Source organism: Streptomyces sp. NPDC006368 (assembly GCF_040612535.1).
Classification (GTDB): Bacteria; Actinomycetota; Actinomycetes; order Streptomycetales; family Streptomycetaceae; genus Streptomyces.
On the sequence record NZ_JBEXQK010000019.1, the window covers coordinates 44,577 to 70,434 of the forward strand.

At 71.7% G+C, this 25,858-nt stretch carries 24 protein-coding genes and 1 riboswitch; of the genes, 11 read left to right on the forward strand and 13 right to left on the reverse strand.

All coding sequences use genetic code 11. The features are described from left to right. The first annotated feature begins 5 nt into the window (after window positions 1-5). Complete coding sequence (gene nagB / locus ABZZ38_RS16690; RefSeq protein WP_356740165.1) at window positions 6-791, forward strand: glucosamine-6-phosphate deaminase; 786 nt, start codon at window positions 6-8, stop codon at window positions 789-791. Between the two features lie 45 nt (window positions 792-836). Here the strand turns inward: nagB and ABZZ38_RS16695 are convergent, their stop codons facing one another. From ABZZ38_RS16695 to ABZZ38_RS16710, 4 genes are all read right to left on the reverse strand, one after another. Continuing rightward, on the reverse strand, window positions 837-2,381 hold the full coding sequence (locus tag ABZZ38_RS16695) for a glycoside hydrolase family 3 protein (protein ID WP_356740167.1): 1,545 nt from the start codon (window positions 2,379-2,381) through the stop codon (window positions 837-839). An 8-nt stretch (window positions 2,382-2,389) separates the two neighbouring features. Next, window positions 2,390-3,235: a carbohydrate ABC transporter permease gene (locus ABZZ38_RS16700; RefSeq protein WP_356740169.1), complete on the reverse strand. Its 846-nt coding sequence runs from the start codon at window positions 3,233-3,235 to the stop codon at window positions 2,390-2,392. Further along, complete coding sequence (locus ABZZ38_RS16705) at window positions 3,232-4,230, reverse strand: sugar ABC transporter permease (RefSeq protein ID WP_356740171.1); 999 nt, start codon at window positions 4,228-4,230, stop codon at window positions 3,232-3,234. The genes ABZZ38_RS16700 and ABZZ38_RS16705 overlap by 4 nt, the downstream gene beginning before the upstream one ends. A gap of 82 nt (window positions 4,231-4,312) precedes the next feature. Then, window positions 4,313-5,596: an extracellular solute-binding protein gene (locus tag ABZZ38_RS16710; RefSeq protein WP_356740173.1), complete on the reverse strand. Its 1,284-nt coding sequence runs from the start codon at window positions 5,594-5,596 to the stop codon at window positions 4,313-4,315. A gap of 296 nt (window positions 5,597-5,892) precedes the next feature. On the opposite strand from ABZZ38_RS16710, the gene ABZZ38_RS16715 reads away from it, so the two are divergent. The 8 genes from ABZZ38_RS16715 (at window position 5,893) to ABZZ38_RS16750 (ending at window position 15,163) form a co-directional block, all read left to right on the forward strand. Continuing rightward, the gene (locus ABZZ38_RS16715; RefSeq protein WP_356740281.1) at window positions 5,893-6,657 is read left to right on the forward strand and encodes a GntR family transcriptional regulator; all 765 of its coding nucleotides are present in this window, start codon (window positions 5,893-5,895) and stop codon (window positions 6,655-6,657) included. Between the two features lie 135 nt (window positions 6,658-6,792). Continuing rightward, window positions 6,793-9,036: a carbon starvation CstA family protein gene (locus ABZZ38_RS16720; RefSeq protein ID WP_356740175.1), complete on the forward strand. Its 2,244-nt coding sequence runs from the start codon at window positions 6,793-6,795 to the stop codon at window positions 9,034-9,036. After that, on the forward strand, window positions 9,033-9,257 hold the full coding sequence (locus tag ABZZ38_RS16725) for a YbdD/YjiX family protein (RefSeq protein ID WP_356740177.1): 225 nt from the start codon (window positions 9,033-9,035) through the stop codon (window positions 9,255-9,257). The genes ABZZ38_RS16720 and ABZZ38_RS16725 overlap by 4 nt, the downstream gene beginning before the upstream one ends. Window positions 9,258-9,415: 158 nt before the next feature. After that, window positions 9,416-9,925 (forward strand): GNAT family N-acetyltransferase, encoded by a 510-nt coding sequence (locus tag ABZZ38_RS16730; RefSeq protein WP_356740179.1) that lies wholly within the window; start codon window positions 9,416-9,418, stop codon window positions 9,923-9,925. A 13-nt stretch (window positions 9,926-9,938) separates the two neighbouring features. Continuing rightward, window positions 9,939-10,104: riboswitch (cobalamin riboswitch) on the forward strand. Between the two features lie 138 nt (window positions 10,105-10,242). After that, window positions 10,243-12,600 carry a ribonucleoside-diphosphate reductase subunit alpha gene (locus tag ABZZ38_RS16735; RefSeq protein WP_356740181.1) on the forward strand — a complete coding sequence of 786 codons (2,358 nt, stop codon included), beginning with the start codon at window positions 10,243-10,245 and terminating at the stop codon, window positions 12,598-12,600. Further along, window positions 12,600-13,613: a ribonucleotide-diphosphate reductase subunit beta gene (locus ABZZ38_RS16740; RefSeq protein WP_356740183.1), complete on the forward strand. Its 1,014-nt coding sequence runs from the start codon at window positions 12,600-12,602 to the stop codon at window positions 13,611-13,613. Before ABZZ38_RS16735 ends, ABZZ38_RS16740 begins: the two co-directional genes overlap by 1 nt. Before the next feature lie 2 nt (window positions 13,614-13,615). Further along, entirely contained in the window at window positions 13,616-13,996 is a 381-nt protein-coding gene (locus ABZZ38_RS16745) for a DUF2809 domain-containing protein (RefSeq protein WP_356740185.1), read from the forward strand. Between the two features lie 180 nt (window positions 13,997-14,176). Continuing rightward, the gene (locus tag ABZZ38_RS16750) at window positions 14,177-15,163 is read left to right on the forward strand and encodes a helix-turn-helix domain-containing protein (protein WP_356740187.1); all 987 of its coding nucleotides are present in this window, start codon (window positions 14,177-14,179) and stop codon (window positions 15,161-15,163) included. 38 nt (window positions 15,164-15,201) lie between these two features. Here ABZZ38_RS16750 and ABZZ38_RS16755 read toward each other — a convergent pair whose 3' ends face one another. From ABZZ38_RS16755 to ABZZ38_RS16795, 9 genes are all read right to left on the reverse strand, one after another. Beyond that, complete coding sequence (locus ABZZ38_RS16755; RefSeq protein ID WP_356740189.1) at window positions 15,202-15,939, reverse strand: D-Ala-D-Ala carboxypeptidase family metallohydrolase; 738 nt, start codon at window positions 15,937-15,939, stop codon at window positions 15,202-15,204. A 155-nt stretch (window positions 15,940-16,094) separates the two neighbouring features. After that, window positions 16,095-16,745 (reverse strand): peptide deformylase, encoded by a 651-nt coding sequence (gene def / locus ABZZ38_RS16760; RefSeq protein WP_356740191.1) that lies wholly within the window; start codon window positions 16,743-16,745, stop codon window positions 16,095-16,097. Between the two features lie 68 nt (window positions 16,746-16,813). Then, entirely contained in the window at window positions 16,814-17,794 is a 981-nt protein-coding gene (locus ABZZ38_RS16765; protein WP_356740193.1) for a hypothetical protein, read from the reverse strand. A 105-nt stretch (window positions 17,795-17,899) separates the two neighbouring features. Beyond that, on the reverse strand, window positions 17,900-19,135 hold the full coding sequence (locus tag ABZZ38_RS16770) for an HDOD domain-containing protein (RefSeq protein ID WP_356740195.1): 1,236 nt from the start codon (window positions 19,133-19,135) through the stop codon (window positions 17,900-17,902). Then, window positions 19,132-20,586, reverse strand: coding sequence for an HD-GYP domain-containing protein (locus ABZZ38_RS16775; RefSeq protein WP_356740197.1), 1,455 nt, complete (start codon window positions 20,584-20,586; stop codon window positions 19,132-19,134). The genes ABZZ38_RS16770 and ABZZ38_RS16775 overlap by 4 nt, the downstream gene beginning before the upstream one ends. A gap of 225 nt (window positions 20,587-20,811) precedes the next feature. After that, window positions 20,812-21,132 (reverse strand): mycothiol system anti-sigma-R factor, encoded by a 321-nt coding sequence (rsrA, locus tag ABZZ38_RS16780; RefSeq protein ID WP_356740199.1) that lies wholly within the window; start codon window positions 21,130-21,132, stop codon window positions 20,812-20,814. Continuing rightward, window positions 21,129-21,785, reverse strand: a complete 657-nt coding sequence (locus ABZZ38_RS16785) for a sigma-70 family RNA polymerase sigma factor (RefSeq protein ID WP_356740201.1) — start codon at window positions 21,783-21,785, stop codon at window positions 21,129-21,131. The genes rsrA and ABZZ38_RS16785 overlap by 4 nt, the downstream gene beginning before the upstream one ends. 255 nt (window positions 21,786-22,040) lie before the next feature. Then, complete coding sequence (locus ABZZ38_RS16790) at window positions 22,041-22,706, reverse strand: alpha/beta family hydrolase (RefSeq protein ID WP_356740203.1); 666 nt, start codon at window positions 22,704-22,706, stop codon at window positions 22,041-22,043. A 34-nt stretch (window positions 22,707-22,740) separates the two neighbouring features. Beyond that, window positions 22,741-23,556 (reverse strand): SOS response-associated peptidase, encoded by an 816-nt coding sequence (locus tag ABZZ38_RS16795; RefSeq protein WP_356740205.1) that lies wholly within the window; start codon window positions 23,554-23,556, stop codon window positions 22,741-22,743. Between the two features lie 159 nt (window positions 23,557-23,715). On the opposite strand from ABZZ38_RS16795, the gene ABZZ38_RS16800 reads away from it, so the two are divergent. Further along, the gene (locus ABZZ38_RS16800) at window positions 23,716-24,480 is read left to right on the forward strand and encodes a M50 family metallopeptidase (RefSeq protein ID WP_356740207.1); all 765 of its coding nucleotides are present in this window, start codon (window positions 23,716-23,718) and stop codon (window positions 24,478-24,480) included. Between the two features lie 61 nt (window positions 24,481-24,541). Continuing rightward, window positions 24,542-25,858: a 3-phosphoshikimate 1-carboxyvinyltransferase gene (aroA, locus tag ABZZ38_RS16805; protein ID WP_356740209.1), complete on the forward strand. Its 1,317-nt coding sequence runs from the start codon at window positions 24,542-24,544 to the stop codon at window positions 25,856-25,858.

The following is a 25,858-nucleotide window of genomic DNA, read 5'->3' on the forward strand; positions in this document are numbered from 1 at the left end:
CCAGCGTGGAAGTTGTCATCGTCCAGGACGCCAAGGCAGGCGGCGAGCTGATCGCCGAGGGCATCGCCGCGCTCCTGCGCCGCAAGCCCGACGCTCTGCTCGGCGTGGCCACCGGATCGACCCCGCTGCCCATCTACGACGCTCTGACGGCCAGGGTCCGGGCGGGCGCCGTGGACGTCTCGCGTGCCCGGATAGCCCAGCTGGACGAGTACGTCGGGCTGCCCGCCGGGCACCCCGAGTCGTACCGCTCGACCGTCCTGCGCCAGGTCGTCGAGCCGCTCGGACTGAGCCCCGAGGCCTTCATGGGCCCCGACGGCTCGGCCGAGGACGTCCAGGCGGCGTGCGAGGCGTACGACAGGGCGCTCGCCGAGGCGGGCGGTGTGGACCTCCAGATCCTCGGCATCGGCACGGACGGACACATCGGCTTCAACGAGCCGTGCTCCTCCCTCGCCTCGCGCACCCGCATCAAGACGCTGACCGAGCAGACCCGCGTCGACAACGCGCGCTTCTTCGACGGCGACATCGACCAGGTGCCCCACCACGTCATCACCCAGGGCATCGGCACCATCCTGGAGGCCCGCCACCTGGTGCTGCTCGCCACGGGCGAGGGCAAGGCCGAGGCCGTCGCGCAGACCGTCGAGGGTCCGGTCGCCGCGCTCGTACCCGCCTCCGCGCTCCAGCTGCACCCGCACGCCACGGTCGTCGTCGACGAGGCCGCCGCGTCCAAGCTGAAGCTGGCGGACTACTTCCGGCACACGTACGCCAACAAGCCCGCCTGGCAGGGGCTGTAGACGACGAAGAGGGGGCCGACGGAGTCGGCCCCCTCTCCCGTGCGCTCACACCCCCGCGATGACCTCCGCCGCCGCGATCCCGCACACCCGCGCCGCGCCGTACGTGGCGATGTGCGGCGCCCCGCGCGCCGGCGCCCGGTTCAGGCCCATCTCGACGACCACCGTGTCCGGGCGGGCGGTCAGCAGGGCGTCCAGCGCCCGGGCCATCCAGGCGTGGCGGTGCGCGTCCCGGACGACCGCGACGATCCGCCGCTCCCCCGCGTCCCGCAGCACGGCCTCCACCGGCGCGTCGGAGGCGTACGTCCCCGTCGCCGTGCCCGGCAGCAGCCGCGCCAGCTCGGGCCCGACGCCCCACGGCGTCTCGTCACCGACCGCGACGTTCGCCACCGGCGTGAACGCGGCGACGTACGCCGGGCCGGTGAGCGCCACCGGGGAGCCGGTCACGGTCAGCGCGCGGCGGGCGGCCACCAGGCCGATGTCGGTGCCCGGCGCGGTCCCTCCCCCTGGCCGCTCCGGGGGGACCCCCGCCTCCGAAACCGCGCCCGGCTCCGTCCGAGCCCCCCTCGCCCGGTGCGCCCGGGTCCAGGACGCCAGCGCGCGCACCCGCGCCGCCGCGTCGGCCAGCCGCTCCTCGGGCAGTTCGCCGGTCCGTACCGCTTCGACCAGCGCGTCGCGCAGCCGCAGGACGGTCTCCTCGTCCGACAGGCCGCCGCCGACGCAGATGGCGTCGGCGCCCGCCGCGATCGCGAGGACGGAGCCGCGCTCGATGCCGTACGTCGCGGCGATGGCCTGCATCTCCATGCCATCGGTGACGATCAGGCCCTCGTAGCCCAGCTCTCCGCGCAGCAGTCCGGTGAGGATCCGCGGGCTCAGGGTGGCGGGGCGTTCGGGGTCGAGCGCGGGCAGAAGGATGTGCGCGCTCATCACCGATCGGGAACCCGCGGCGATGGCCGCGCGGAAAGGCGCCAGCTCACGGGCGCGCAGCGTGTCCAGGTCCACATCGATGCGGGGCATCGCGTGGTGGGAGTCCACATTGGTGTCGCCGTGTCCGGGGAAGTGCTTGGTGCAGACGGCGACACCGGCGGACTGCATGCCCTCGATGTACGCCACGGTGTGGCGGGCGACCAGTTCCGGGTCGGCGCCGAAGGACCGGACGCCGATGACCGGGTTGTCCGGGTTGGAGTTGACGTCGGCGGACGGCGCCCAGTTCAGGTCGACCCCGCACGCGGCGAGCCGGCGGCCCAGCTCGTGGGCGACGGCCCGGGTCAGCCCGGGGTCGTCGACGATGCCGAGCGCGAGGCTGCCGGGGAAGGACGAGCCGCTGCGCACCTCCAGGCGGGTGACGTCGCCGCCCTCCTCGTCGATGGCGACCAGCACGTCGTCGCGTTCGGCGCGCAGCTGGGCGGTGAGCGCGGTCAGCTGCTCGGGGGAGACGATGTTGCGCCCGAACAGGCCCACGGACGACAGCCCTTCACCGATGCGCCGCAGCAGCCATTCGGGCGCGGTGGTTCCGGTGAAGCCGGGCTGGAGGACGGTCAGGGCGTCCCGGGTGAGCGCGCCGGACGAGGCGTCCCGTACGAGAGTCGTCATGAGGGGCGTTATCCCTTCACCGCGCCGGCCGTCAGACCCGCGGCCATCTTGCGCTGGACGAGGAGGAAGAGGATGACGATGGGGACGGCCATCATGGTGGCGCCGGCCATCATCGGGGCGTACTCGGTTCCGTGCTTGGTGGTGAAGTTGCCGAGCCAGACGGTGGCCGTCTGGTTCTGCTGGCTCATCAGCATCAGGGCGTACAGGTACTCGTTCCAGGCCTGGATGAAGCCGTACACGGAGGTGGCCACCATGCCGGGCGCGAGGAGCGGGAAGACCACGCGGACGAAGGCGCCGGTGCGGGTGCAGCCGTCGACCATCGCCGCCTCCTCCAGCTCCTTGGGGATGTTGACGATGAAGCCGCGGAGGGTCCAGACCGTGAAGGGGAGGATGAAGGTCAGGTACGTGATGATCAGGCCGGTGAGCTTGTCGTACTGACCGAGGTCGTTCAGCAGCAGGAAGACCGGGATGATCATGGCGACGAGCGGGACCATCTGGACCGCGAGGATGCCGACGATGACGATCTTCCGCCCCCGGAAGGCGAACCGTGAGATGGCGAGCGCGGCCAGCATGCCCACGACGATGCCGATGAGGACGACGACGAGCGAGACGATCAGGGAGCGGCCGACCGGACCCCAGAAGTCGGCCACCTGGAAGGCGCGTTCGAAGTTCTCCAGGGTGAAGGTCCGCGGGAAGAAGTGCGGATCCGGGTCGATGGCGTCCCGGGCCGGCTTGAACGCCGTGTTGAGCATCCAGTAGACCGGGAATCCGGCGGTGACGAAGACCAGCAGGCCGAGCAGGTTCCAGCCCAGCTTGCCGCCGGGCTTGGTCCTGGAGGTGGTTACGGCGCTCACTCGACTTCTCCGATCTTGAGCATCTGGCGCATGTACACGGCCACGACGCCGAGCAGCAGGATCACGGTGACCAGCGCGATGGCCGAGCCGCCGCCGTAGTCGTTCACGACGAACGCCTTGTCGTACGAGTACGTGGTGAGCAGCTGGAACTCCGCCTCGGGATGGCCGTTGCGCATCACGAAGACCTGCGGGAAGACGCCCATGTCCCAGATGACCGACAGCGTCGTGAGCATCACGATGATCGGCTTGAGGATCGGCAGGGTGACATAGCGGAAGACGCCCCAGGCGCCGGCTCCGTCGAGGCGGGCGGCCTCCTCCAGCTCCTTGGGCACCTGGGTGAGTCCGGCGCTGAGCGTGATGACCACGAACGGCACCGCGCCCCAGACCACCAGCAGCATGATCACGGCGAGGCCCTGGGGACCGCTCGCGAACCAGTTGTGCCCGATCATGTCGACGCCGGGCAGCCTGCTCAGCAGCCAGTTGAGGACGCCGTAATCGGCGTCGAAGAGCCACTTGAAGATCGCGGTGGCGACGATGATGGGCATGCCCCAGCTCGCGATCAGCGCGATGTTGATCAGCGCCTTCACCCAGCCGGAGACCCGCTGGAGCAGCAGGGCGATCAGCATGCCGAAGACCATGGTGAAGCTCACCGCACCGGCGGCGAAGAACACGGTACGGGCCACCACGGCCCAGAACTCGCCGTCCCCGAGGATCTTGGCGAAGTTCGCGAAGCCGACGGACTCCGGCTCCTTGAAGCCCCACAGCTGGGCCTGCTCGAACTTCTGGAAGGAGAGGGTGACCAGCCTCACCAGCGGGTAGCCCAGGACCAGGAGGAGGACGAGCAGGCAGGGCGCCAGCAGCGCCCACGGTGCTCCGGCCCCGCCGGTGGTCTTCTTCCCCGCCGGCTTCCCGGGGCCACCGGGCGCGGTGCGGTCCGGTGGAGACGATGGCCGTATGGACGGCACCTTGGCAGTGGTTGTCTCTGCGGCACTCATCGCGCGCTCTCTCTGTTTCAGGGCTCGGTTCGCCTCCGGGGAGCCCCCGCCTGCCCGCCGGAGCACGACGGGGGCCCGTCGGTCACTTGTTGTTGATGACCTTGTCGATCGCGGCGTCCGCGTCCTTCGCGGCGGCCTCGACCGACTTCTTGCCGGTGCCGATCTCCTGGAGCATGGTCTTGAGCGTCTGGGCCTTCTCGACCTGGCCCCAGCCCGGCGCCATGGGGACGAACCAGTTGGACTCGGCCGCGGTGGCCGGAACGGCCGTCTTCGGGTCGGCCTTCAGCGTGGCCAGGTCCGTCTTGTTGTTGGGCAGGTTGCCCTTGGCGAGCAGACCCTTCTGGCCCTTCGCGCCGGTGAAGGCGTCGATCCACTCGGCCGCGAGGTCCTGCGCCTTGGACTTGACCGGGATGGCCAGGTCCGAACCGCCGAGGAAGACGGGGATGTTCTTGCCGGAGGGGCCGGGCATCACGAAGTTCTCGAGGTTGCCCTTGAGCTTGCCGGTCTTGTCGTTCTTCGGGTCCTCGGCCGTGGCGCCCTCCCAGGCGGCGGCGAAGATCATGCCGGCGTTGCCCTGGCCGAAGACGATGTAACGGTCCGACTCGTCCTTGGTCTTGTCGGCCTTCATGTACGAGTCGAGGACCTTCTTGTACTCGCCCAGGCCCTTGAGGGACTCGGGCGAGGACAGGTTGGCCTTCCACGTGTCGCCGTCCTTCTTGGCGATGGAGCCGCCCGCGTCGTACACGAAGGACATCGCGGCGTACCAGTCCGGCGACGGCTGGTACCAGGCGCTGAACTTGTCGCCCTTCTTCGCCTGGATCCTCTCCAGGGCGGCGGTCAGCTCCGCGTACGTCTTCGGGGGCGTCTTGACGCCGGCCTCGGCGGCGACGTCCTTGCGCCAGGTGGCCACGCGGCCACCGGCGTAGTAGGGGACGCCGTAGGTCCTGCCCTCGTACGTGACGGACTCCTTGAGGCCGTCCAGCCACTGGTCCGACTGCTCGAACTTCTTCGGGTCCACCTCGGCGAAGGCGCCCTTGACCATGTAGCCGAGCATCTCGGTGTTGCCCATCTCGACCACGTCCGGCGCCTTGTCGGTGGCGAGGACGGCGTCCAGCTTGGCGTTCTTGTCGGGCCAGCCGTAGTACTCGTGCTTGATCCTGACGCCGGGGTGCTTCTCGGCGAGCGCGTCGTCGGCCGCCTTGACCAGGTGCGGCCAGTTGTTCTGGGCGTCGACCGTCAGCCACACGGTCAGTTCCTTGGCGCCGCCGCCCGCGGAGTCCCCACCCTCGCCGTCGCCGGAACCACATGCCGCGATGCCGACCATCATGCCCGCGACGCCGATCGCCGCGATGAGCTTGCGCTTCACGCCACCCTCCTCAGGGATGCCTGCAACCCCCCTGCCCACCGCGAAGCCGTACGACGTGCTGATGCCCGTGCTGACCGTGGGACCGGGACCCGGTCTTTAATGGTTTAGACCAGTAACCCGGAGCTTGGCCTAGACCTTTAGGGGTGTCAAGGGTGTATAAGAAGGGCTGTCGCGTCCGTTACCGGACCGACACCTGAGGAGGGGCGACGACCCGTGACCGGTCCGTGCCACCATGTGAGCCGCAAGTGACGGAGGAGCCGGTGACGGCAGCAGCACAGGAGTCGGGAAGGCGGGCCATGACCACGGACGCGGGCGGCACGGAGACCGAGAGCGGGCCGGCGACCCGCACCGCGCGCGTGCCCAAGTACTACCGGCTCAAGCGCCACTTGCTGGACATGACCGAGACCATGCCCCCCGGCACCCCGGTCCCCCCGGAGCGCACGCTCGCCGCCGAGTTCGACACCTCGCGCACGACAGTACGGCAGGCGCTCCAGGAACTGGTCGTCGAGGGGCGCCTGGAGCGCATCCAGGGCAAGGGCACGTTCGTCGCCAAGCCGAAGGTCTCGCAGGCCCTCCAGCTCACCTCCTACACCGAGGACATGCGCGCCCAGGGCCTGGAGCCCACCTCGCAGCTGCTCGACATCGGGTACGTCACGGCCGACGACACGCTCGCCGGGCTGCTCGACATCTCGGCCGGCGGGCGCGTGCTGCGCATCGAGCGGCTGCGGCTGGCGAGCGGCGAGCCGATGGCCATCGAGACGACGCACCTGAGCGCGAAGCGCTTCCCCGCGCTGCGCCGGTCGCTCGTCAAGTACACCTCGCTGTACACGGCGCTGGCGGAGGTGTACGACGTCCGGCTCGCGGAGGCCGAGGAGACCATCGAGACCTCGCTGGCCACACCGCGCGAGGCGGGGCTGCTCGGTACGGACGTGGGCCTGCCGATGCTGATGCTGTCGCGCCACTCCCTGGACGAGAACGGCCGGCCGGTGGAGTGGGTCCGGTCGGTGTACCGGGGCGACCGCTACAAGTTCGTGGCACGGCTCAAGCGGCCGAACGACTGAGGCGTCGACCGGTCCCTCACCGGGCCGGCCCCCGAAAGCGTTGCCGTACCGATATGCGGACGGGGGGTGACGCTGCACGAGGCGCTCGCCTAGATTTCCTGCGCATTACAGGTGATCAGCGAGGGGACGTGCACCATGCAAGAGCCGTCGGCACCACCCAACACCTCACGAGCGGGCCTCACTCCGCGGTCGATCGTCATCTGGTCGCTCGTCGCCCTGGCGGGGGCGGCCGGCTGGGGCGTACTCGCGCTCTCGCGCGGCGAGGAGATCTCGGCCGCCTGGATGCTCGCGGCCGCCCTCGGCTCGTACGCGATCGCCTACCGCTTCTACTCCCGCTTCATCGCGAACCGGGTGCTCAAGGTCGACAAGACCCGCGCCACGCCCGCCGAGCGGCTCGACAACGGTGTCGACTTCCACCCCACCGACCGCCGGGTGCTGTTCGGGCACCACTTCGCGGCGGTCGCGGGCGCGGGCCCGCTCGTGGGGCCCGTGCTCGCCGCGCAGATGGGCTACCTGCCGGGCACGATCTGGATCATCGTCGGCGTGATCTTCGCCGGTGCCGTCCAGGACATGGTGACGCTGTTCTTCTCCACCCGCCGCAACGGCCGTTCGCTCGGCCAGATGGCCCGGGACGAGATCGGCCCGTTCGGTGGAGCCGCCGCGCTGATCGCGGTCTTCGCCATCATGATCATCCTGCTGGCCGTGCTGGCCCTGGTCATCGTCAACGCCCTGGCGCACTCGCCGTGGGGAGTCTTCTCCATCGGCATGACCATCCCGATCGCCCTCTTCATGGGCGTCTACCTGCGGGTGCTGCGGCCCGGCAAGGTCACCGAGGTGTCGGTCATCGGTGTCGCGCTGCTGTTGCTCGCCATCGTCGCGGGCGGCTGGGTCGCGGAGTCCTCCCTCGCCGACACCTTCACGCTGGAGCCGGGCACGCTGGTCATCTGGATGATCGTGTACGGCTTCCTCGCCTCCGTCCTGCCGGTGTGGATGCTGCTCGCGCCGCGCGACTACCTCTCGACCTTCATGAAGGTCGGCACGATCGTGCTGCTCGCCATCGGTGTCTTCGTCGCCCTGCCGACCCTGAAGATGCCGGCCGTCACCGATTTCGCGAGCCGCGGCGACGGCCCGGTCTTCGCCGGCTCGATGTTCCCGTTCGTCTTCATCACCATCGCGTGCGGCGCGCTCTCCGGCTTCCACTCCCTGGTCTCCTCGGGCACCACCCCGAAGATGGTCCAGAAGGAGACGCAGATCCGGATGATCGGGTACGGGGCGATGCTCACCGAGTCCTTCGTCGCCGTCATGGCGATGATCACGGCCTGCATCATCGACCCGGGCCTCTACTTCGCGATCAACTCCCCCGCGGGCGTCGTCGGGACGACCGTGCAGTCCGCGTCCGAAGCGGTGACGAACTTCGGCTTCACCGTCTCGCCCGAGCTGCTGACGAAGGCCGCGGCGGACGTCGAGGAGGCCTCGCTGCTGTCCCGGACCGGCGGCGCGCCGACCTTCGCCCTCGGAATGTCGGAGATCTTCTCCGCGGTCGTCGGCGGTACCGCCATGAAGGCGTTCTGGTACCACTTCGCCATCATGTTCGAGGCGCTGTTCATCCTCACGACGGTGGACGCCGGCACCCGCGTGGGCCGCTTCATGCTCCAGGACATGCTGGGCAACGTCCACAAGCCCTTCAGGCAGGTCAGCTGGAAGCCGGGCGTCTGGTTCGCGAGCGCGGTCGTCGTCGGCGGCTGGGGCTACTTCCTCTGGGTCGGCGTGCACGACCCGCTGGGCGGCATCAACCAGCTGTTCCCGCTGTTCGGCATCGCCAACCAGCTGCTGGCCGCCGTGGCCCTGGCCGTCTGCACCACGCTGCTGGTCAAGTCGGGCCGCCTGAAGTGGGCGTGGGTCACCGCGGTCCCGCTCGCCTGGGACGTGGCGGTGACGCTCACCGCCAGCTGGCAGAAGATCTTCTCGGCGGACCCGCGGGTGGGCTTCTTCGCCCAGCGGGACAAGTACCAGGCGGGCATCGACTCCGGGCAGGTGCTGCCCCCCGCGAAGTCGATGGACGACATGCACACCGTCGTCACCAACTCCACGGTCGACGGCGTCCTTTCCGCCCTCTTCGCCCTCCTCATCATCGTGGTGATCGCGGACGCGGGGCGGGTCTGCTTCAAGGCGGTCACCGACCCGGCCGGCGTGAAGCTCTCCGAGGTTCCGTACACCGAGTCGAAGCTGGTCGCCCCGGCCGGGCTGTTCCCCACGGCGGAGGAGAAGGCCGAGCTGGTGGCGGCCGGGGTCGGCCCCGAGGGCGGCATCCGCAAGGACGGCATCCGCACGGACGGCGGCACCGGTGACGAGGTGCCGGCCGGGACCGGCTCGGCGTGAGGCCGTCCGTGGCCGCGCGGCCGGGGAACCGGCTGCGACGCGCGGTGGCCTGGGTCCGCTGGTACGTGCGCGAGGTGTCCGGCGAGACGGTGTACGACAAGTACGTCGCCCACGCCCGCTCCCGCGACCCCGAGGCCGAGGTCCTGACCCGGCGCGAGTTCGAACGCAGGCGCACCGACGCGCGGGAGGCGGACCCGCGCGACGGGTTCCGCTGCTGCTAGGGAGTGTCTGCAAAGGTGCGTCGTCCGACCGCCAGGCAGACGGAGCTTTGCCGACACGGCTTAGGGACGCCCCTGGGCGAGTGACCGAACGACGGGCCGCCGTAATTCCGGAGACGGAAATACGGCGGCCCGTCGCCGTGCGCGTCCACACTCGGACCATGGACATCACGATCAGAGCGGTACGGCCGGAGGAGCACGGCACGCTGGGCGAGGTCACCGCCCAGGCGTACCTCGGAGACGGGCTGCTGGCCTTCGGCGACAGCGATGAGTACCTGATCGAGCTGCGGGACGTGGCCCGGCGGGCCGCCGAGGCGGAGGTGCTGGTGGCCGTCGGCCAGGCGGAGGGGACGGAACGGGTGCTGGGCGGTGTCACGTTCGCCCGGGCCGGCCGGCCGTGGGCCGAGCTCGCGCGGGACGGCGAGGCGGAGATCCGGATGCTCGCGGTGGCGAGGGAGGCGCGGCGGCGCGGCGCCGGGGAGGCGCTCGTACGGGCGTGCGCGGACCGGGCCCGGGCGACGGAGGGATGCCGGCGGCTGGTGCTCTCCTCGCAGCAGGCGATGCACGCCGCACACCGCGTGTACGAGCGGCTCGGGTTCGTCCGCACGCCGGAGCGGGACTGGCGGCCGATCCCCGGCGTCACGCTCCACACGTACGCGCTCGCGCTCTGACTTGTGTCCGCCGACACAAGATGTGGGGGGTGGTCCACGGGCCGCCCCCCACATGTATGCTCATCTCGCTGTCGCCGCAGGGGAATCCGGTGCGAATCCGGAACTGTCCCGCAACGGTGTATTGGTCTGCCTTTGCGCACCCATGAGTCCGAAGACCTGCCGACGGTGCGTCCGGCCATCCGGCCCGGGCGCCGAGACGTCCGGGCCTCGCGGAATGGGCCGGTGGACGCGGTGCGTGCGCCCCTGTGCCCGGGCGCGTCCCCGCTCCCCCGCCCCGCCCGCCGGTGGCCCCGAGCCGAGCGAGGGAGAGCCCCCACGTGACCATCGCGCCAGCCGATCCGGCCACAGCCAGGGACGCGGAGACCGATGGACCCGGGACCGTGCTGCTGCGGGTCCTGACGGACCTCACCGCCGATCTGCCCGACACCGACCCCGGCCGGGTCGCCGCCGCCGCGCTGCGCGGCCGGCACGCCGGGTCGGACGAGGCGGAGCTGCGGGAGCTCGCCACCGAGGCCGCCGCCGGGCTGATCTCCGAGGACCCGGCGTACTCACGGCTCGCGGCCCGGCTGCTGACCCGGACCATCGCCGAGGAGGCGGCGGGCCAGGGAGCGGTGTCGTTCTCGGCGTCGGTGGCCGTCGGTCACCGGGAGGGCCTGATCGCGGACCGTACGGCCGCGTTCGTACGGCTCCACGCTCCCCGGATGGACGCGCTGATCGACCCCGCCGGTGACGACCGGTTCGGCTACTTCGGGCTGCGGACGCTGTACTCCCGCTACCTGCTGCGGCACCCGATCACCCGCAAGGTCATCGAGACGCCGCAGCACTTCATGCTGCGCGTGGCCGCCGGGCTGGCGGAGGACGACAGCGTGCGGGCACTGGAGGAAGTGGCGGCGCTCTACGGCCTGATGAGCCGGCTCGACTACCTGCCGTCCTCGCCGACGCTGTTCAACTCCGGTACCCGCCACCCGCAGATGTCGTCCTGCTACCTGCTGGACTCGCCGCTGGACGAGCTGGACTCGATCTACGACCGCTACCACCAGGTCGCGCGCCTGTCCAAGCACGCGGGCGGCATCGGCCTGTCGTACTCGCGCGTCCGCGCCCGGGGTTCGCTGATCCGTGGCACCAACGGCCACTCCAACGGCATCGTGCCGTTCCTGAAGACGCTGGACGCCTCGGTGGCGGCCGTGAACCAGGGCGGGCGGCGCAAGGGCGCGGCGGCCGTGTACCTGGAGACGTGGCACGCGGACATCGAGGAGTTCCTGGAGCTGCGCGACAACACGGGCGAGGACGCGCGGCGTACGCACAACCTGAACCTGGCGCACTGGATCCCGGACGAGTTCATGCGCCGGGTCAACGCCGACGCCGAGTGGTCGCTGTTCTCGCCGGCCGACGTGCCGGAGCTGGTCGACCTGTGGGGCGAGGAGTTCGACGCCGCGTACCGCGCCGCCGAGGCCAGGGGCCTGGCCCGCAAGACCATGCCGGCGCGTGACCTGTACGGCCGGATGATGCGGACGCTGGCCCAGACCGGCAACGGCTGGATGACGTTCAAGGACGCCTCCAACCGTACGGCCAACCAGACCGCCGAGCCGGGCCACACGGTCCACTCCTCGAACCTGTGCACCGAGATCCTGGAGGTCACGGACGACGGTGAGACGGCCGTGTGCAACCTGGGTTCGGTGAACCTCGGCGCGTTCGTGGCCGGCGGGGACATCGACTGGGAGCGGCTCGACGAGACGGTCCGTACGGCGGTGACGTTCCTCGACCGGGTCGTCGACATCAACTTCTACCCGACCGAGCAGGCCGGGCGGTCGAACGCCAAGTGGCGCCCGGTGGGCCTGGGCGCGATGGGCCTGCAGGACGTCTTCTTCCAGCTGAAGCTGCCGTTCGACTCCCCCGAGGCGCGTGCCCTGTCGACGCGTATCGCCGAGCGGATCATGCTGGCGGCGTACGAGGCGTCGGCCGACCTCGCCGAGCGCAACGGCCCGCTGCCGGCCTGGGAGAAGACCCGGACGGCGCGCGGGGTGCTCCACCCCGACCACTACGACGTGGAGCTGAACTGGCCGGAGCGGTGGGCGGCCCTGCGCTCCCGCATCGCCGAGGTCGGCATGCGCAACTCCCTGCTCCTCGCCATCGCGCCGACCGCGACGATCGCCTCGATCGCGGGCGTGTACGAGTGCATCGAGCCGCAGGTCTCCAACCTGTTCAAGCGCGAGACGCTGTCGGGCGAGTTCCTCCAGGTCAACTCCTACCTGGTGGCCGAGCTGAAGCGGCTCGGCGTGTGGGACGCGCAGACCCGCGAGGCGCTGCGCGAGTCCAGCGGCTCGGTGCAGGGCTTCACCTGGATCCCGGCCGAGGTGCGCGAGCTGTACCGGACGGCGTGGGAGATCCCGCAGCGCGGCCTGATCGACATGGCGGCGGCGCGGACGCCGTTCCTGGACCAGTCGCAGTCGCTGAACCTGTTCCTGGAGACGCCGACCATCGGCAAGCTGTCGTCGATGTACGCGTACGCCTGGAAGCAGGGGCTGAAGACGACGTACTACCTGCGTTCGCGCCCGGCGACCCGGATCGCCCGCGCCGCCCAGGCGTCCGCCCCCGTACCCGCCCAGCAGGTGTCCGAGCCCGACGCCGTCGCCTGCTCCCTGGAAAACCCCGAGTCCTGCGAGGCCTGCCAGTAATGAGCTCCACCGAGAAGAACCTGCTCGACCCGGGCTTCGAGCTGACCCTGCGTCCGATGCGCTACCCGGACTTCTACGAGCGCTACCGGGACGCCATCAAGAACACCTGGACCGTGGAGGAGGTCGACCTCCACTCCGACGTGGCCGACCTCGCCAGGCTCACCCCGGGTGAGCAGCACCTGATCGGCCGGCTGGTCGCGTTCTTCGCGACGGGCGACTCGATCGTCGCGAACAACCTGGTCCTTACGCTCTACAAGCACATCAACTCGCCCGAGGCGCGGCTGTACCTGTCGCGGCAGCTGTTCGAGGAGGCCGTGCACGTCCAGTTCTATCTGACGCTGCTCGACACCTACCTGCCCGACCCGGAGGACCGCGCGGCGGCGTTCGACGCCGTGGAGAACATCCCGTCCATCCGCGAGAAGGCGCGGTTCTGCTTCCGCTGGATGGACTCGGTGGAGAAGATCGACCGGCTGGAGACGAAGGCCGACCGCCGCCGGTTCCTGCTGAACCTGATCTGCTTCGCCGCCTGCATCGAGGGCCTGTTCTTCTACGGGGCCTTCGCGTACGTGTACTGGTTCCGTTCGCGCGGTCTGCTGCACGGCCTGGCGACCGGCACCAACTGGGTGTTCCGCGACGAGACGATGCACATGAACTTCGCGTTCGAGGTCGTGGACACCGTCCGCAAGGAGGAGCCCGAGCTCTTCGACGACGAGCTCCAGCAGCAGGTGACCGACATGCTGAGGGAGGCCGTGGATGCGGAGCTGCAGTTCGGCCGCGACCTGTGCGGGGACGGCCTGCCGGGCATGAACACCGAGTCGATGCGCCAGTACCTGGAGTGCGTCGCCGACCAGCGCCTGACGCGCCTGGGGTTCGCCCCGGTGTACGGCTCGGAGAACCCGTTCTCGTTCATGGAGCTCCAGGGCGTCCAGGAGCTGACGAACTTCTTCGAGCGCCGCCCGTCCGCCTACCAGGTGGCGGTGGAGGGCTCGGTCGACCTCGACGAGGACTTCTGACCGTGGTCGCCACGCGGTGGGCGGCGTGCGCCGCCGCCGCGGTGACCGCCGCCGCGGGCCTGGGCATCCGGTCCGCGGCGGCGGGCGCCGTCGCGAAGTACGCGGGTGACGCGCTCTACACCGTGCTGGTGGTCGCGCTGGTGGTGCTGGTGGCGCCCCGGCTGCGGCCGTGGGCCGCCGCCGGGATCGCCCTCGGTTTCTCGTGTGCGGTGGAGCTGTTCCAGCTGACGGGTGTCCCGGCCGCACTGGCGGCTCACAGCGTGGCGGCCCGCCTGGTCCTGGGCACGTCGTTCAACGCGCCGGACCTCTTCTGGTACGCGGTGGGCGCGGGGGCGGGCGGGCTGGTGCTGGGTGCCGCCGGGCGCTCGGCGCGGCGCAGCTGACGGTCGATGGCCCGCTCCCGGGCGTGCCCGATGAGCGAGGGAAGCAGAAGAAGGACGAGTATTCCGGTGACGACGAGGTAGTCGAGGATTGCGTTCATGTCCTCCACTGTCGCCGTCCCGCACGAGGAAAGTCAGTGGCAGGACTGTCATCAACCATCGAATTACTGCCACACTCGTCGCATGCTGAAGAACGTGGCCGCCGTCCTGCTCGACGGTGTGCACCCTTTCGAACTCGGCGTCCTCTGCGAGGTCTTCGGACTTGACCGCAGTGACGACGGGCTGCCCGTCCACGACTTCGCCGTGGCGTCCGCCGAGGGCCCCCGGCTCCGTACCCACGCGGGCTTCGTCCTGGAGGTGGAGCACGGTCTCGACCGGCTGGCCGACGCGGACCTCATCGCCGTACCGGCGGGCGGCGGTTACGTGGACCGCCCGTACCCGGAGGCGTTGCTGACCGCCCTGCGCGAGGGTGTCGAGCGCGGGGCGCGCGTGCTGTCCGTCTGCACGGGTGCCTTCGTGCTGGGCGCCGCGGGGCTGCTCGACGGGCGCCGCTGCACCACCCACTGGCGCCACGCCGAGCTGCTGACGCGCCGTCACCCCCGGGCGCTGGTCGACCCCGACGTGCTGTACGTCGACGACGGCCCGGTCATCACGTCGGCGGGCACCGCCGCCGGGATCGACGCCTGCCTCCACCTGGTGCGGCAGGAGCACGGACCGGAGGTCGCCAACACCATCGCCCGCCGCATGGTGGTGCCGCCCCACCGCGATGGCGGGCAGGCGCAGTACATCGACCGGCCGCTGCCGCGCAATCCGGGCGACACCGTCGGGGAGGTACTGGACTGGATGGAGCGGCACCTGGACCAGGAGATGACCGTCGAGCAGCTGGCCGCACGGGCGCACATGTCACCGCGCACCTTCGCCCGCCGCTTCCAGCAGGAGACGGGCACCACGCCCTACCGGTGGCTCCTGCGCCGGCGGGTGCTGCTGGCACAGGAGTTGCTGGAGGCGACGGACGACACCGTGGACACGATCGCGGGCCTGGCCGGCTTCGGCAACGCCGCGGGGCTGCGGCACCATTTCCTCCGCAGCCTGGGGACCACGCCCAACGCCTACCGCCGCACCTTCCGCGGTTCGGGAGGGCGCGGCGGCCCGCTGCGGGCGGCCTCCTGACCCGCCCCGCCTGCCGACCAGCCCCGCCTGCCGACCCGTCAGATGCCGCAGCCGGAGGCGGACCAGAAGCGGCTCGCGCGGTGGTCGAGGTGCGTGTGGTCGCCGTGTCCGGGGTAGCCCGGCCCGAGGATCCCGTTGAACCCGTGGCTGCGGGCCTGCTGGGCCAGCCTGCACAGGGAGTGCGGGCCCGCGCCGAGGTCGGCCGCGTCCCCGTATAGGTGGCGGCTTCCGGAGGCCCCGCCGACCGCGTCGTTGCAGGCGTGCGAGCGGAAGCCGCTGGTGACGGTGATGGGCTGGTCGCCGAGGGCGTGGCGCAGGGCCTCCAGCTTCCACATGGTGCGCAGGGCGTTGGACTTGGCGGTGGCGGCGTCGACCGCGCCGCCCGCCCAGGTGGTGTTGCAGTCGTTGAGCTCGCCGTAGCCGAAGTGGACGGGCGTGCAGTCCTCGTCCTGGAGGGCGTACAGCTTGCTGAAGGTGGCGGGTCCGGCGATGCCGTCGGCGGTGAGGCCGTACGCGGCCTGGAACCGCTTGACGGCCGCCGTGGTCGCCGGCCCGTAGGCGCCGTCGACCGCGAGGACGCCACCGTAGCCGGGGTAGCCGGCGACGCGGATCTGGAGCTGGGTCACGTCGGCGCCGGAGGCACCCTGGGAGAGGGTGCGCGACCAGGTGTAGCAGCCGTCGGCGTGCGCGGGGCCGGCGGTGGCGACCACCCCGGCCAGCGTTGCGGACATGAGCATGACAAGCGAGAGCAGGAGTCGTACGGTCCGTCCGGGCATCGGTCCTCCATCGGTGAAGGGGATGCGGCCGAGCCTGGCGGGTCCGGTCGACGCGCGTCAACGGCCCGTCCGAACCGTCATTCGTCCGCCCAATGGCGGCAACGCCGAGGCCCCGTCCCGGTCACCGGAACGGGGCCCGGCGCAGCCCGGACAGGTCAGTCGTTCGCCACGACCTCGTAGCGCGGCGTCCCCTCGGCCATCTGCTTCAGCGCGTCCTTGCGGTCCCGCTTCGACAGCCGGTCGATGTACAGGTAGCCGTACAGGTGGTCCGTCTCGTGCTGGAGGCAGCGGGCGAAGTACCCGGTGCCGCGCACCTTGATCGGGTTGCCCTTGGGGTCCTGGCCCCGCACCACGGCGTAGTCGGGCCGGGGCAGCGAGGCGTACGCCGTCGGCACCGACAGGCAGCCCTCGTTGGAGTCGTCGAGCACGCGCCGCTCGGCCGGCAGCTCCTCCAGGACCGGGTTGCAGACCACGCCCGTGTGCCGCACGCCCTCGTCGTCCGGGCAGTCGTACACGAAGACCTTCAGGTCCACGCCGATCTGGTTGGCGGCCAGGCCCACGCCCTCCGCCGTCCGCTGGCTGGCGAACATGTCGTCGATCAGCCGCGCGAGCTTGTCGTCGAACTCGGTGACGTCCTCGCACTCCTTGTGCAGCACCGGGTTGCCGACGACCGTGATGGGGCGGGAGGTGCCGCGCTCGCGGTGGGCACGCTCGCGCTCTTCGCAGTTCTCCGTGTCGACGACGAAGCCCTCGTCGTCCACGGGGAGGGCGTCGATGCCCTGCTGGTCCGTCTCCTGCTGCGCCATGTCCGCCTTCGCGCCTTCCCTGAGTGCTACCCGTTGTGATGTGCCCGTACAGCCTACGCGGGCAGCGCTCAGCAGACTTCCTCGAGATCCCGCCACTCACGGCTGTCCGGGCTGTCCGCCACCCAGCCGTCCAGCAGCCCGCGCACCAGCCCGGCGGGCGCCGCGATGCCGCACTCGCGCTCCGGCACCCACAGCTCGCCCGGCGAGCGGTGGCCCAGCGGTCCCGGATGCCCCGGTTCGCTGTGGTCGTGCGGGTCCAGGTGTTCGCCCTCGCCCTCGGCGCTCGGCATCCGCGACTCGGAACAGGTGCGGCACAGCAGCCGCACCGACGAGGACCAGTCCTCGGCGGCGAACCCGGCGTCGGCCGCCAGCTGCTCCAGGGCGTCCCGGTCGGCCTCGGTGGCCGCCTCCAGCAGCACCACCCACGTCGGTACGGGCGACGGCGCCCACAGTTCGATCTCGTCGAACACCGGGAAACTGTGCCCGGCCGCCGTGGTCCGCTCGCCGTTGGGCACCCCGTCGTGCAGGACGACCTCGCCCCAGCGCCGGCCCGACGACGGCAGCGGAACGGAGAGCACCTCCATCCGGGCCGGGTCGAGCCTGCGGCCCCACACCACCTCGGCCTCGCCCTCCGGCGACAGCCGCACGGCCGCGCTGCCCAGCTCCATCCCGGTGGGCTCACCGCTCGCCGCGGCGGCCCCGGGCACCTTCAGGCCGTACGCCTGCCAGGCGCGACGGGCCAGCGGCCAGTCCTGCAGGGCGGTGGCCGCGATGCCGACGTTCCACCAGTCCGGGGCGCCGGTCTCCTTGTCGAGCAGGGCGACGGCCCGCAGGCCCGCGCTGCGCGCCTGCTCCCAGTCGTGCCGGAACTTGTGCAGCAGCGCCAGATTGAACCAGGACTCCGAGAGCCAGGGCTCCAGGTCCGCCGCGCGCGTCAGCAGCGCCCCCGCGTCCTCGTACCGCCCGTCCCCGATCAGCGTGAACGCGCGGTCGGTGGCCTGCCGCCACGAGGCGGAGGGCCGATGCCGTACCTTCCCGAAGATCCTCACGATTCCCGCCTGCCGGTCCGCCGGTCGCTGAAGGTCTCTGCCCCCGGACACCCTCTTGTTCGCATCCAACCATGCCTGGTCGCACGCCCGCTCATTACCCATGGGTTACCCAGCCGCGGGACCGGTGACGCCGCCCCGCGCCAGGACTCTGGCCAGGGACTCCACCACCGCGGGGTGGTAGTCCCGGGCGGTGCCGAGCCTGAGCTGCTCCAGAGCGGTGAGTGCATCCTGGGCGGCTTCCCTGGACAGGTCGTCGTACGCGTTGACCACGCGGACGATCCGGGCGGGCACCGGCTGCTCGCGGTACGGGTCGGCCTGCCGCTCCACGACGACCGCGACGGCCGCCGGGACGCCGGTCCGGCGCACCACGGCGCCTCCGAGGAGCGCGATACGGCGCTGTTCGGCGGCCGGGAGGAGGGCGGTGGCGCCCTCCGGCACCGGGTCGACCAGGGAGAGCTGCCCGATGTCGTGCATCAGCGCGGCGTACTCCAGCACCGTCAGCTCGGGCTCGGGCAGCCCCAGCTCACGCCCCACGGCCCGGCTGAGGGCCGCGACCCGGTGGGCGTGCCCGGGAGAGGTGTACCCGGCGATCTCGGTGGCGCGGGCGAGGGAGGCGATGGTCTGGCGGTAGGTGGCCCGGACGGCGACGTACCGGCGGAAGGACAGCTGCGTCAGCAGCAGCGGTACGCAGAAGAGGGGCAGCGCCCAGAGGCCCGCGACCGCGACGGCCAGGGCGATGACGACGCCGGTGGCGCACACGGCCGACCCGATGCCGAGCAGCGCGCGCAGCTCGTCGCGCAGGAGCGCCCCGTAGGGGTAGCGGGTGCGGGCGTGCAGCGTCAGGGCGGCGAGCACGGCGTCGCACAGGGCGGTCAGGAGCAGCAGCAGCGCGAGGAAGAGGGCGTAGAACGGTCCGTACCCGACGACCGCGTCCAGCCTCCCCGAGTTGTAGAGGGGCTGGAAGCACACGGCGGCGAACGCGGTGGTCAGCACCCGGCGCACCAGGTGGTCGTGGGCGAACCGGCAGCCCCGGGCGACGTGCGGTACGGCCCCGGCCAGGGTGCCCGCGACGACGACGGCGACGATCTGGAGGACGCCGTGGGTGGTGGGCAGCCCGGCGGACTCGCCGAGCAGGGCGTACGCCAGGGCCCCGGCGGCTCCGAGGGGCGCGGGCTCCCTCTCACCGCGACGGGCGCCCCAGCGGGCGAGCTCGCCGACGGCGATGAGCAGCCCGAAGGCGAGCGCGGTCCCGGGCTCGGCCACCCCGTGCCACAGCGTCCACCCGAGCCCGGCGAGGGTGAGGGCCCCCGCCAGGGCCTGTGCCGCCCGGAGCGCCGTCACGGCGCCCCGTCCCGCCCGCCACCGTGCCCGGGGGCGCCGCCCCGCGCGCCACCGTGGGCCCGGTGCCGGGCCGGGTCACGGGGTGGAGGGACGTTTCCGCGCGCCGTCTCGTGCGGGTCGTCGGCGGTGACCGCCGGCTGCCAGCCGTGCCGGTCCAGCGCACGCACCAGGGCCCGGACCATCCGGGGGTCGAACTGCGTGCCCGCACACCGCTCCAGCTCCGCCAGCGCCGTCCCCACCGGCCGCGCCCGCCGGTAGGAGCGGGTCGACGTCATCGCGTCGAAGGCGTCCGCCACGGCGACGACCCGGGCGAACTCCGGGATCTGATGGCCCCTCAGTCCGTAGGGGTAGCCGCTGCCGTCCAACCGCTCGTGGTGGTGCAGGATCGCCGCGCGCGCCTCGCCCAGGAACCCGATGCCGCGCACGATCTCGTGCCCGTACTCCGGGTGCAGCTCGATCACCCGCCGCTCCTCCGGCGTCAGCGGCCCGTCCTTGCGCAGCACCCGCGTCGGCACGCCCAGCTTGCCCACGTCGTGCAGGATCCCGGCGAACCGGATGACCTCCAGCCGCGCCTCGTCCATGCCGAGCTCCCGGGCGATCAGCACCGAGGCGTGTCCGACGCGCTCGCTGTGGCCGCGGGTGTACGCGTCCTTGATGTCGACGGCCTGGACGAGCGCGCGGATCGTCGCCTGGTGCGCCCCGCGCTCGCGGTGGTACTGCGCGAACATCCAGCACGAGATGTACATCGGCAGCAGGACGAACAGCGCGGCGGGCCAGCCGTACGGGCTGCGCCACAGGACCGCCATCATCAGCCCGGCCAGCCCGTGCACGGCGTGCGGCGCGAGCGACCGCGCGAGCAGCCCGCGCCAGGCGCTGCGCACCGGGACCCGTTCGGCGGTGGCGAGGATGCCGCCGTCGAGTGCGGTGAGCACCGCGCAGAAGGCGAGGGTCGACAGGCCGGCGGGCAGCAGCGCGTACGGGAAGTCGGGCGCCATGGACGCGGGGGACACCATGGACGCCGGGGAGGGGGACGCCGGGGACAGGACGTCCCCGCCGCCGACGGCGACCGCCGTCTGGGCGGCGGCCCACGCGGCGAGGGCGAGCCGGGCGGCCCGCCAGACCCGCCGGGGGCCGGCGGGCCGCCGCTCGACCGGGGCGGCGAGGGCTCCGGGAACGGCCACCAGAGCGGCGGCGGCCGGTGGCAGCAGCAGCGCGGCGGCGAGCAGGACGGGGAAGAACGACCCGGAGCTCACCGGCACGGAGCCGCCCAGCAGGCGTCTGCCGACGGGACAGACGTGGGGTAACTCGCAGAAGGCGTACAGCGCGGCGAGCAGCACGACGGCGCCCCAGGGGGTGCGGGCGTCGGGATCGAGCGCCGGCAGCGCGCACGCGGCGGCGCACGCCACGGCGCCCGTGATGTAGGCACGCGCCCCTGCCGGAATGCCCGCCACCGTCTCCGCCTCCCGCCGGCCCCGAATCGAGCGCCAGGTTACGAGCCGGTGGCCGCGCGATGGTGGCGGACGGAATCGATTAGCCCCTTCGGGTGACCGTCGTGACCGTCGTGACCGTCCTGACACCGGCCGCGGCGTGCGCGGCGTGCGCGGCGAACGCGAAGGAAGCGCCGCGGCGATGGCGGCGCGCCCCGTCCGTACGGAAGCAGGAGGTGTCGGGAGGTGCTACTCCTGGGTCTGCGGCTGGGTCCGCGGCGTGGAGGCGGACACGTCGTCGTCCGGCACGGTCTCCCCCGCCCGGATCAGCTCGATCCGCCCCATGACCTTGGCCCGCAGGTCGCTCGGTACGTCGTCATGGCCGCAGCACCGCTTGACCAGCTTCTTCACGGCCTGTTCGAGCCCGTACTTCTCCAGGCACGGGGAGCACTCCTCGAAGTGCACCTCGAACTTGGTGCAGTCACTGTCGGGCATCTCGCGGTCGAGGAACTCGTAGAGATGACCGAGGACCTCTGCGCAATCCGTCTCGTGCGGCTCTCCGCAGCTCATGAGCCCGAGCCTTTCCCGTTGTTCGACGACTCTCCGGCGCCCGCGGGGACCAGGCCGCGTTCGCGGGCGTAATCCTCGAGCATGCCGCGCAGCTGGCGGCGGCCACGGTGCAGTCGGGACATCACCGTACCGATGGGCGTACCCATGATGTCCGCGATCTCCTTGTACGCAAAGCCCTCCACATCGGCCAGATACACGGCGATGCGGAACTCCTCGGGGATAGCCTGGAGCGCTTCCTTCACGTCGGAGTCGGGCAGGCGGTCCATCGCCTGTGACTCGGCGGAGCGCAGACCGGTGGACATGTGCGACTCGGCGCGGGCGAGCTGCCAGTCCTCGATCTCCTCGGCCGCGCTGCGCTGGGGCTCGCGCTGCTTCTTGCGATACGAGTTGATGAAGGTGTTGGTGAGGATCCGGTACAGCCAGGCCTTGAGGTTGGTCCCCTCACGGAACTGGTGGAAGGACCCGTACGCCTTGGCATACGTCTCCTGGACCAGGTCCTCGGCATCGGCGGGATTGCGCGTCATGCGCAGCGCGGCCGAGTACATCTGGTCGAGGTAGCCGAGGGCGTCCCGTTCGAAGCGCGCGTTGCGCTCGGTCTCCGTCTCCTCGGGGCCGTCGTTGGTCCCTGTGTCGGTCCCGGTGACCGGACCCACCTCCTCCAGCGCTGTGGCGAGACCGAGTGCGGACCCGCTCGAATCGGAGAATAGTCGACCTTCCTGCGCCAGTCCCTTCCGATTTCCCGGGTTCGTTGCCCTGGCGGGGGCGGTCCTGGCCGCAGGCAGCACAGTCCAGTCCAGTTCAGTGGCCTCGGACCGGCTGGGGCAAATGATCGAACCCATGCGACGGACTCCCTCTCCTGGCTTCGCCTACTTCACCGACGCACGTGACAACAACCGGCCGCCCGGTCGTCATTCCCGCAGGGAATCCACCCACCTCCCGACGGCCCCGGTGATCACCGCGAGCGCTTCGTCCTGGGTCAGCGGCGCCCGTTTCCCCACGGCGAACCCATGGTCCCCGTGGGGAACCTCCACCAGCCGGTGATCCCCGTCCGGGAACTCCGCGGGCCTCCCGAAGGGGTCGTTCCCGCCCTGGACGACGAGGGTGGGCAGCCCGGTGGAGAGCAGTTCGTCCGCCCGGGAGCTCTCGGGCCTGCCCGGCGGGTGGAGCGGGAAGCCGAGCGCGAGTACGGCGCGGGCGCCGAGCTCCCGGGCGGTACGGCAGGCCACCCGGGCACCGGCGCTGCGCCCGCCGGCCACGATCGGCAGGCCGGGGACGCGCAGCGCGAGCCAGAGGTCCCGCCAGGCGGCGTCGAGGGTCTTGGGGGCGGGGGCCAGCTTCCTGCCGGCCACCCGCCAGGGCTGCTCGACCAGGGCGACGGTCACGCCGGCGGCCGGCAGGGTCGCGGCGAGCGCCTGGAGGTCGCGGGCCTCGATGCCGCCCCCGGCACCGTGCCCGAGGGCCACGACGAGGTGGGCGTCGCCCCGGGCGGGGTACCAGGTGACGCGGGCGTCACCGACCCCGGTCGGCACGGTCTCGGTCTTGCTCGCGGGGGTCTCCGCGGGGGTCTTGGTCACCCGATCATCGTGCCAAGGGCGGGGCGAGGGCGCCTCAGAAGAGGGTGCCCTCCTCCGGTGCGGGGAGTTCCTCCAGCAGTTCGGGGCCGTTGTTGCGGACGTTGCTGACGGCCGTCGTCACCGGGTACGCCCGCATCAGGCCGCCGGGCGGCGGGGCGAGCAGGGAGCGCAGCTCCTCCGCGTCCGTACGGGCCGGGTCCAGCCAGGCGTCCCACCGGTCGGGCGTCAGCATCAGCGGCATGCGCGGGTGGATGTCGGCCAGCGAGCGCGGTCCCTCGGCGGGGGCCACCCCCAGGGGGCCGGTTTCCGCCTCCGTGGTGATCACCGAGCAGGTGGTCCACCAGGCCCGCGGGTGGTCGGCCGGGAGGGTGGGGTCGCGCCAGAACTCGTACAGCCCCGCCATCGCGAAGACCGACCCGTCGGCGGGCGTGACGAAATAGGGCTGCTTACGGGGGCGCTTCTTCTTGCCCTGCTCCTCCAACTGCCGCTCGGCGGTGCCGGTCACCCACTCGTAATAACCGTCGGCGGGCAGGAGGCACCGGCGGGTCGCGAAGGCCTGCCGGAACGACGGCTTCTCATGGACCGTCTCCGCCCGCGCGTTGATCATCCGGGCGGCGCCCTCCGGGGTCTTCGACCAGGACGGTACGAGCCCCCAGGTCAGCGTCCGCAGCTGCCGGACCGGGCGCGGGGAATCCGTCCCCTTGAGGGGGCGTTCGAGGATCGCGTAGACCTCCTTGGTGGGGGCCACGTTCCAGTCGGGCTCCAGGGCCTCCTTGGGCTCCCGCTTCTCCACGCCGAACAGGCCCGTGAGATCCTCGGGCCTTCGACTCGCCGCGTACCGTCCGCACATCAGCTACCACCCCTCCTATGTGTGCGGTACGAGCCTAAGGCGGAGGTGTGCGCAGTTGTCGGGGGCGGCGGGGGATCGGGTCACCTGCCGGCTCAGACGCCGGACGCGCCCGGAGACATGCCAGGAGACAGGCCGCAGCCCCAAGGAGCAGCCCTGACCATGGACAGCACGAGCCTTGCCGACCTCTGGGACCGCGTGTTCGGCACCCAGCCCGCCCCGGACAGGTGGCTCGTCGTCGCGACGGCCGTCGCCGCCCTCGCCGTCACCGTCCCCGGCGCGCTCTGGCGGGTGTCCCGCAACGCCATCACGATCGCCCACGAGGGCGGCCACGCGCTGCTGGCCCTGGTCAGCGGGCGCCGGTTGCAGGGTGTCCGGCTGCACTCGGACACCAGCGGCCTCACCGTCAGCCGCGGCAAGCCGACCGGCCTCGGCATGATCCTCACCGCCGCCGCCGGTTACACCGCACCCTCGCTGCTCGGCCTCGGTGGCGCCTGGCTGCTGGCCGCGCACCACATCACGCTGCTGCTGTGGCTGGCGACCGCGCTCCTTATCGCCATGCTGGTCATGATCCGCAACGCGTACGGGGCCCTCACCGTGCTCGTGACGGGCGCGGCCTTCCTGCTCGTGTCGTGGCTGACGGGACCGGCCGTCCAGTCGGCGTTCGCGTACAGCGCCGTCTGGTTCCTCCTTCTGGGCGGTGTACGTCCCGCCTTCGAGCTCCAGGCCAAGCGGCGACAGGGATACGGCGGCCGTGGAGCGTCGTTCGTGGGTGGTGGCGGGAGAGGGGCGGGCGGGGCCCCGGACTCCGACGCCGACCTGCTCGCCCGGCTCACCCACGTGCCGCCGGCCCTGTGGCTGTTCCTGTTCCACGCGGTGTCGCTGTGCTCGCTGATCGGCGGCGGACGGTGGCTGCTCGGGCTGTGAGCCCCGCCGGTCGCCGCTGTGCGGGTGAGCTCTGGCCATAGGGCCCGTCTAAAGTGAGGGCATGACCGAGAGCCCCGCCCTCCTCGACCTCTGGCCCGCCCCGTACGCCGGCGGAGCCGTCGACGCGACCGTCACCGTGCCCGGGTCAAAATCGGTCACCAACCGTGGCCTGGTGCTCGCCGCACTCGCCTCCGAGCCCGGCTGGCTGCGCCGCCCGCTGCGCTCCCGCGACACCCTGCTGATGGCCGAGGCGTTGCGCACCCTCGGCGTCGGCATCGAGGAGGGCGTGGGCCCCGACGGCACCGGTGAGCGGTGGCGGATCATCCCGGCGGGCCTGCACGGCCCGGCCACCATCGACGTCGGCAACGCCGGTACGGTGATGCGCTTCCTGCCGCCGGTCGCCGCCCTGGCCGACGGCCCGGTCGACTTCGACGGCGACCCGCGCTCCTACGAGCGGCCCCTGCACGGCGTGATCGACGCCCTGCGCGCCCTGGGCGCCCGCATCGACGACGACGGGCGCGGCTCGCTGCCGATGACCGTGCACGGCAGCGGCGCGCTGGACGGCGGCCCGGTCGAGATCGACGCCTCGTCGTCCTCCCAGTTCGTCAGCGCCCTGCTGCTGTCCGCGCCGCGCTTCAACCAGGGCGTGGAGGTGCGCCACACCGGCGCCAAGCTGCCCTCGATGCCGCACATCCGGATGACCGTCGACATGCTCCGCGCGGTCGGCGCGCAGGTCGACGAGCCGGAGACCGGCGGCGAGCCCAACGTGTGGCGGGTCTCCCCCTCCGCGCTGCTCGGCCGCGACCTGACGGTCGAGCCCGACCTGTCCAACGCCCAGCCGTTCCTGGCCGCCGCCCTGGTCACCGGCGGGCGGATCACCATCCCCGACTGGCCGGAGCGCACCACCCAGCCCGGTGACGCGCTGCGCGAGATCTTCACCGAAATGGGCGGTTCCTGCGAGCTGACCGAGCAGGGCCTGACCTTCACCGGCTCGGGCGCGATCCACGGCATCGACGTGGACCTCGGCGAGGTCGGCGAGCTCACGCCGGGCATCGCGGCGGTCGCGGCGCTCGCCGACTCGCCCTCCACGCTGCGCGGCGTCGCGCACCTGCGCCTGCACGAGACGGACCGGCTGGCGGCGCTGACCAAGGAGATCAACGAGCTGGGCGGCGATGTCACCGAAACGGCGGACGGCCTGCACATCCGCCCCCGCCCGCTGCACAAGGGCGTGTTCCACACGTACGACGACCACCGGATGGCGACGGCCGGTTCGGTCATCGGTCTCGCCGTCCCGGGTGTGATGATCGAGAACGTTGGGACGACCGCGAAGACCCTGCCGGAATTCCCGCAGATGTGGACCGGAATGCTCGAGGTCTGA

Excerpts from the sequence above, each read along its gene's own strand:
- ABZZ38_RS16695 (WP_356740167.1), bottom strand. The coding sequence starts at position 2,381 with ATGACGACTCTCGTACGGGACGCCTCGTCCGGCGCGCTCACCCGGGAC.
- ABZZ38_RS16755 (WP_356740189.1), bottom strand. The coding sequence starts at position 15,939 with ATGCCCGGACGGACCGTACGACTCCTGCTCTCGCTTGTCATGCTCATG.
- ABZZ38_RS16795 (WP_356740205.1), bottom strand. The coding sequence starts at position 23,556 with ATGTGCGGACGGTACGCGGCGAGTCGAAGGCCCGAGGATCTCACGGGC.
- def (WP_356740191.1), bottom strand. The coding sequence starts at position 16,745 with ATGGCGCAGCAGGAGACGGACCAGCAGGGCATCGACGCCCTCCCCGTG.
- ABZZ38_RS16800 (WP_356740207.1), top strand. The coding sequence starts at position 23,716 with ATGGACAGCACGAGCCTTGCCGACCTCTGGGACCGCGTGTTCGGCACC.
- aroA (WP_356740209.1), top strand. The coding sequence starts at position 24,542 with ATGACCGAGAGCCCCGCCCTCCTCGACCTCTGGCCCGCCCCGTACGCC.
- ABZZ38_RS16750 (WP_356740187.1), top strand. The coding sequence starts at position 14,177 with ATGCTGAAGAACGTGGCCGCCGTCCTGCTCGACGGTGTGCACCCTTTC.
- ABZZ38_RS16705 (WP_356740171.1), bottom strand. The coding sequence starts at position 4,230 with ATGAGTGCCGCAGAGACAACCACTGCCAAGGTGCCGTCCATACGGCCA.
- ABZZ38_RS16730 (WP_356740179.1), top strand. The coding sequence starts at position 9,416 with ATGGACATCACGATCAGAGCGGTACGGCCGGAGGAGCACGGCACGCTG.
- rsrA (WP_356740199.1), bottom strand. The coding sequence starts at position 21,132 with ATGAGCTGCGGAGAGCCGCACGAGACGGATTGCGCAGAGGTCCTCGGT.
- ABZZ38_RS16715 (WP_356740281.1), top strand. The coding sequence starts at position 5,893 with ATGACCACGGACGCGGGCGGCACGGAGACCGAGAGCGGGCCGGCGACC.
- ABZZ38_RS16720 (WP_356740175.1), top strand. The coding sequence starts at position 6,793 with ATGCAAGAGCCGTCGGCACCACCCAACACCTCACGAGCGGGCCTCACT.
- ABZZ38_RS16740 (WP_356740183.1), top strand. The coding sequence starts at position 12,600 with ATGAGCTCCACCGAGAAGAACCTGCTCGACCCGGGCTTCGAGCTGACC.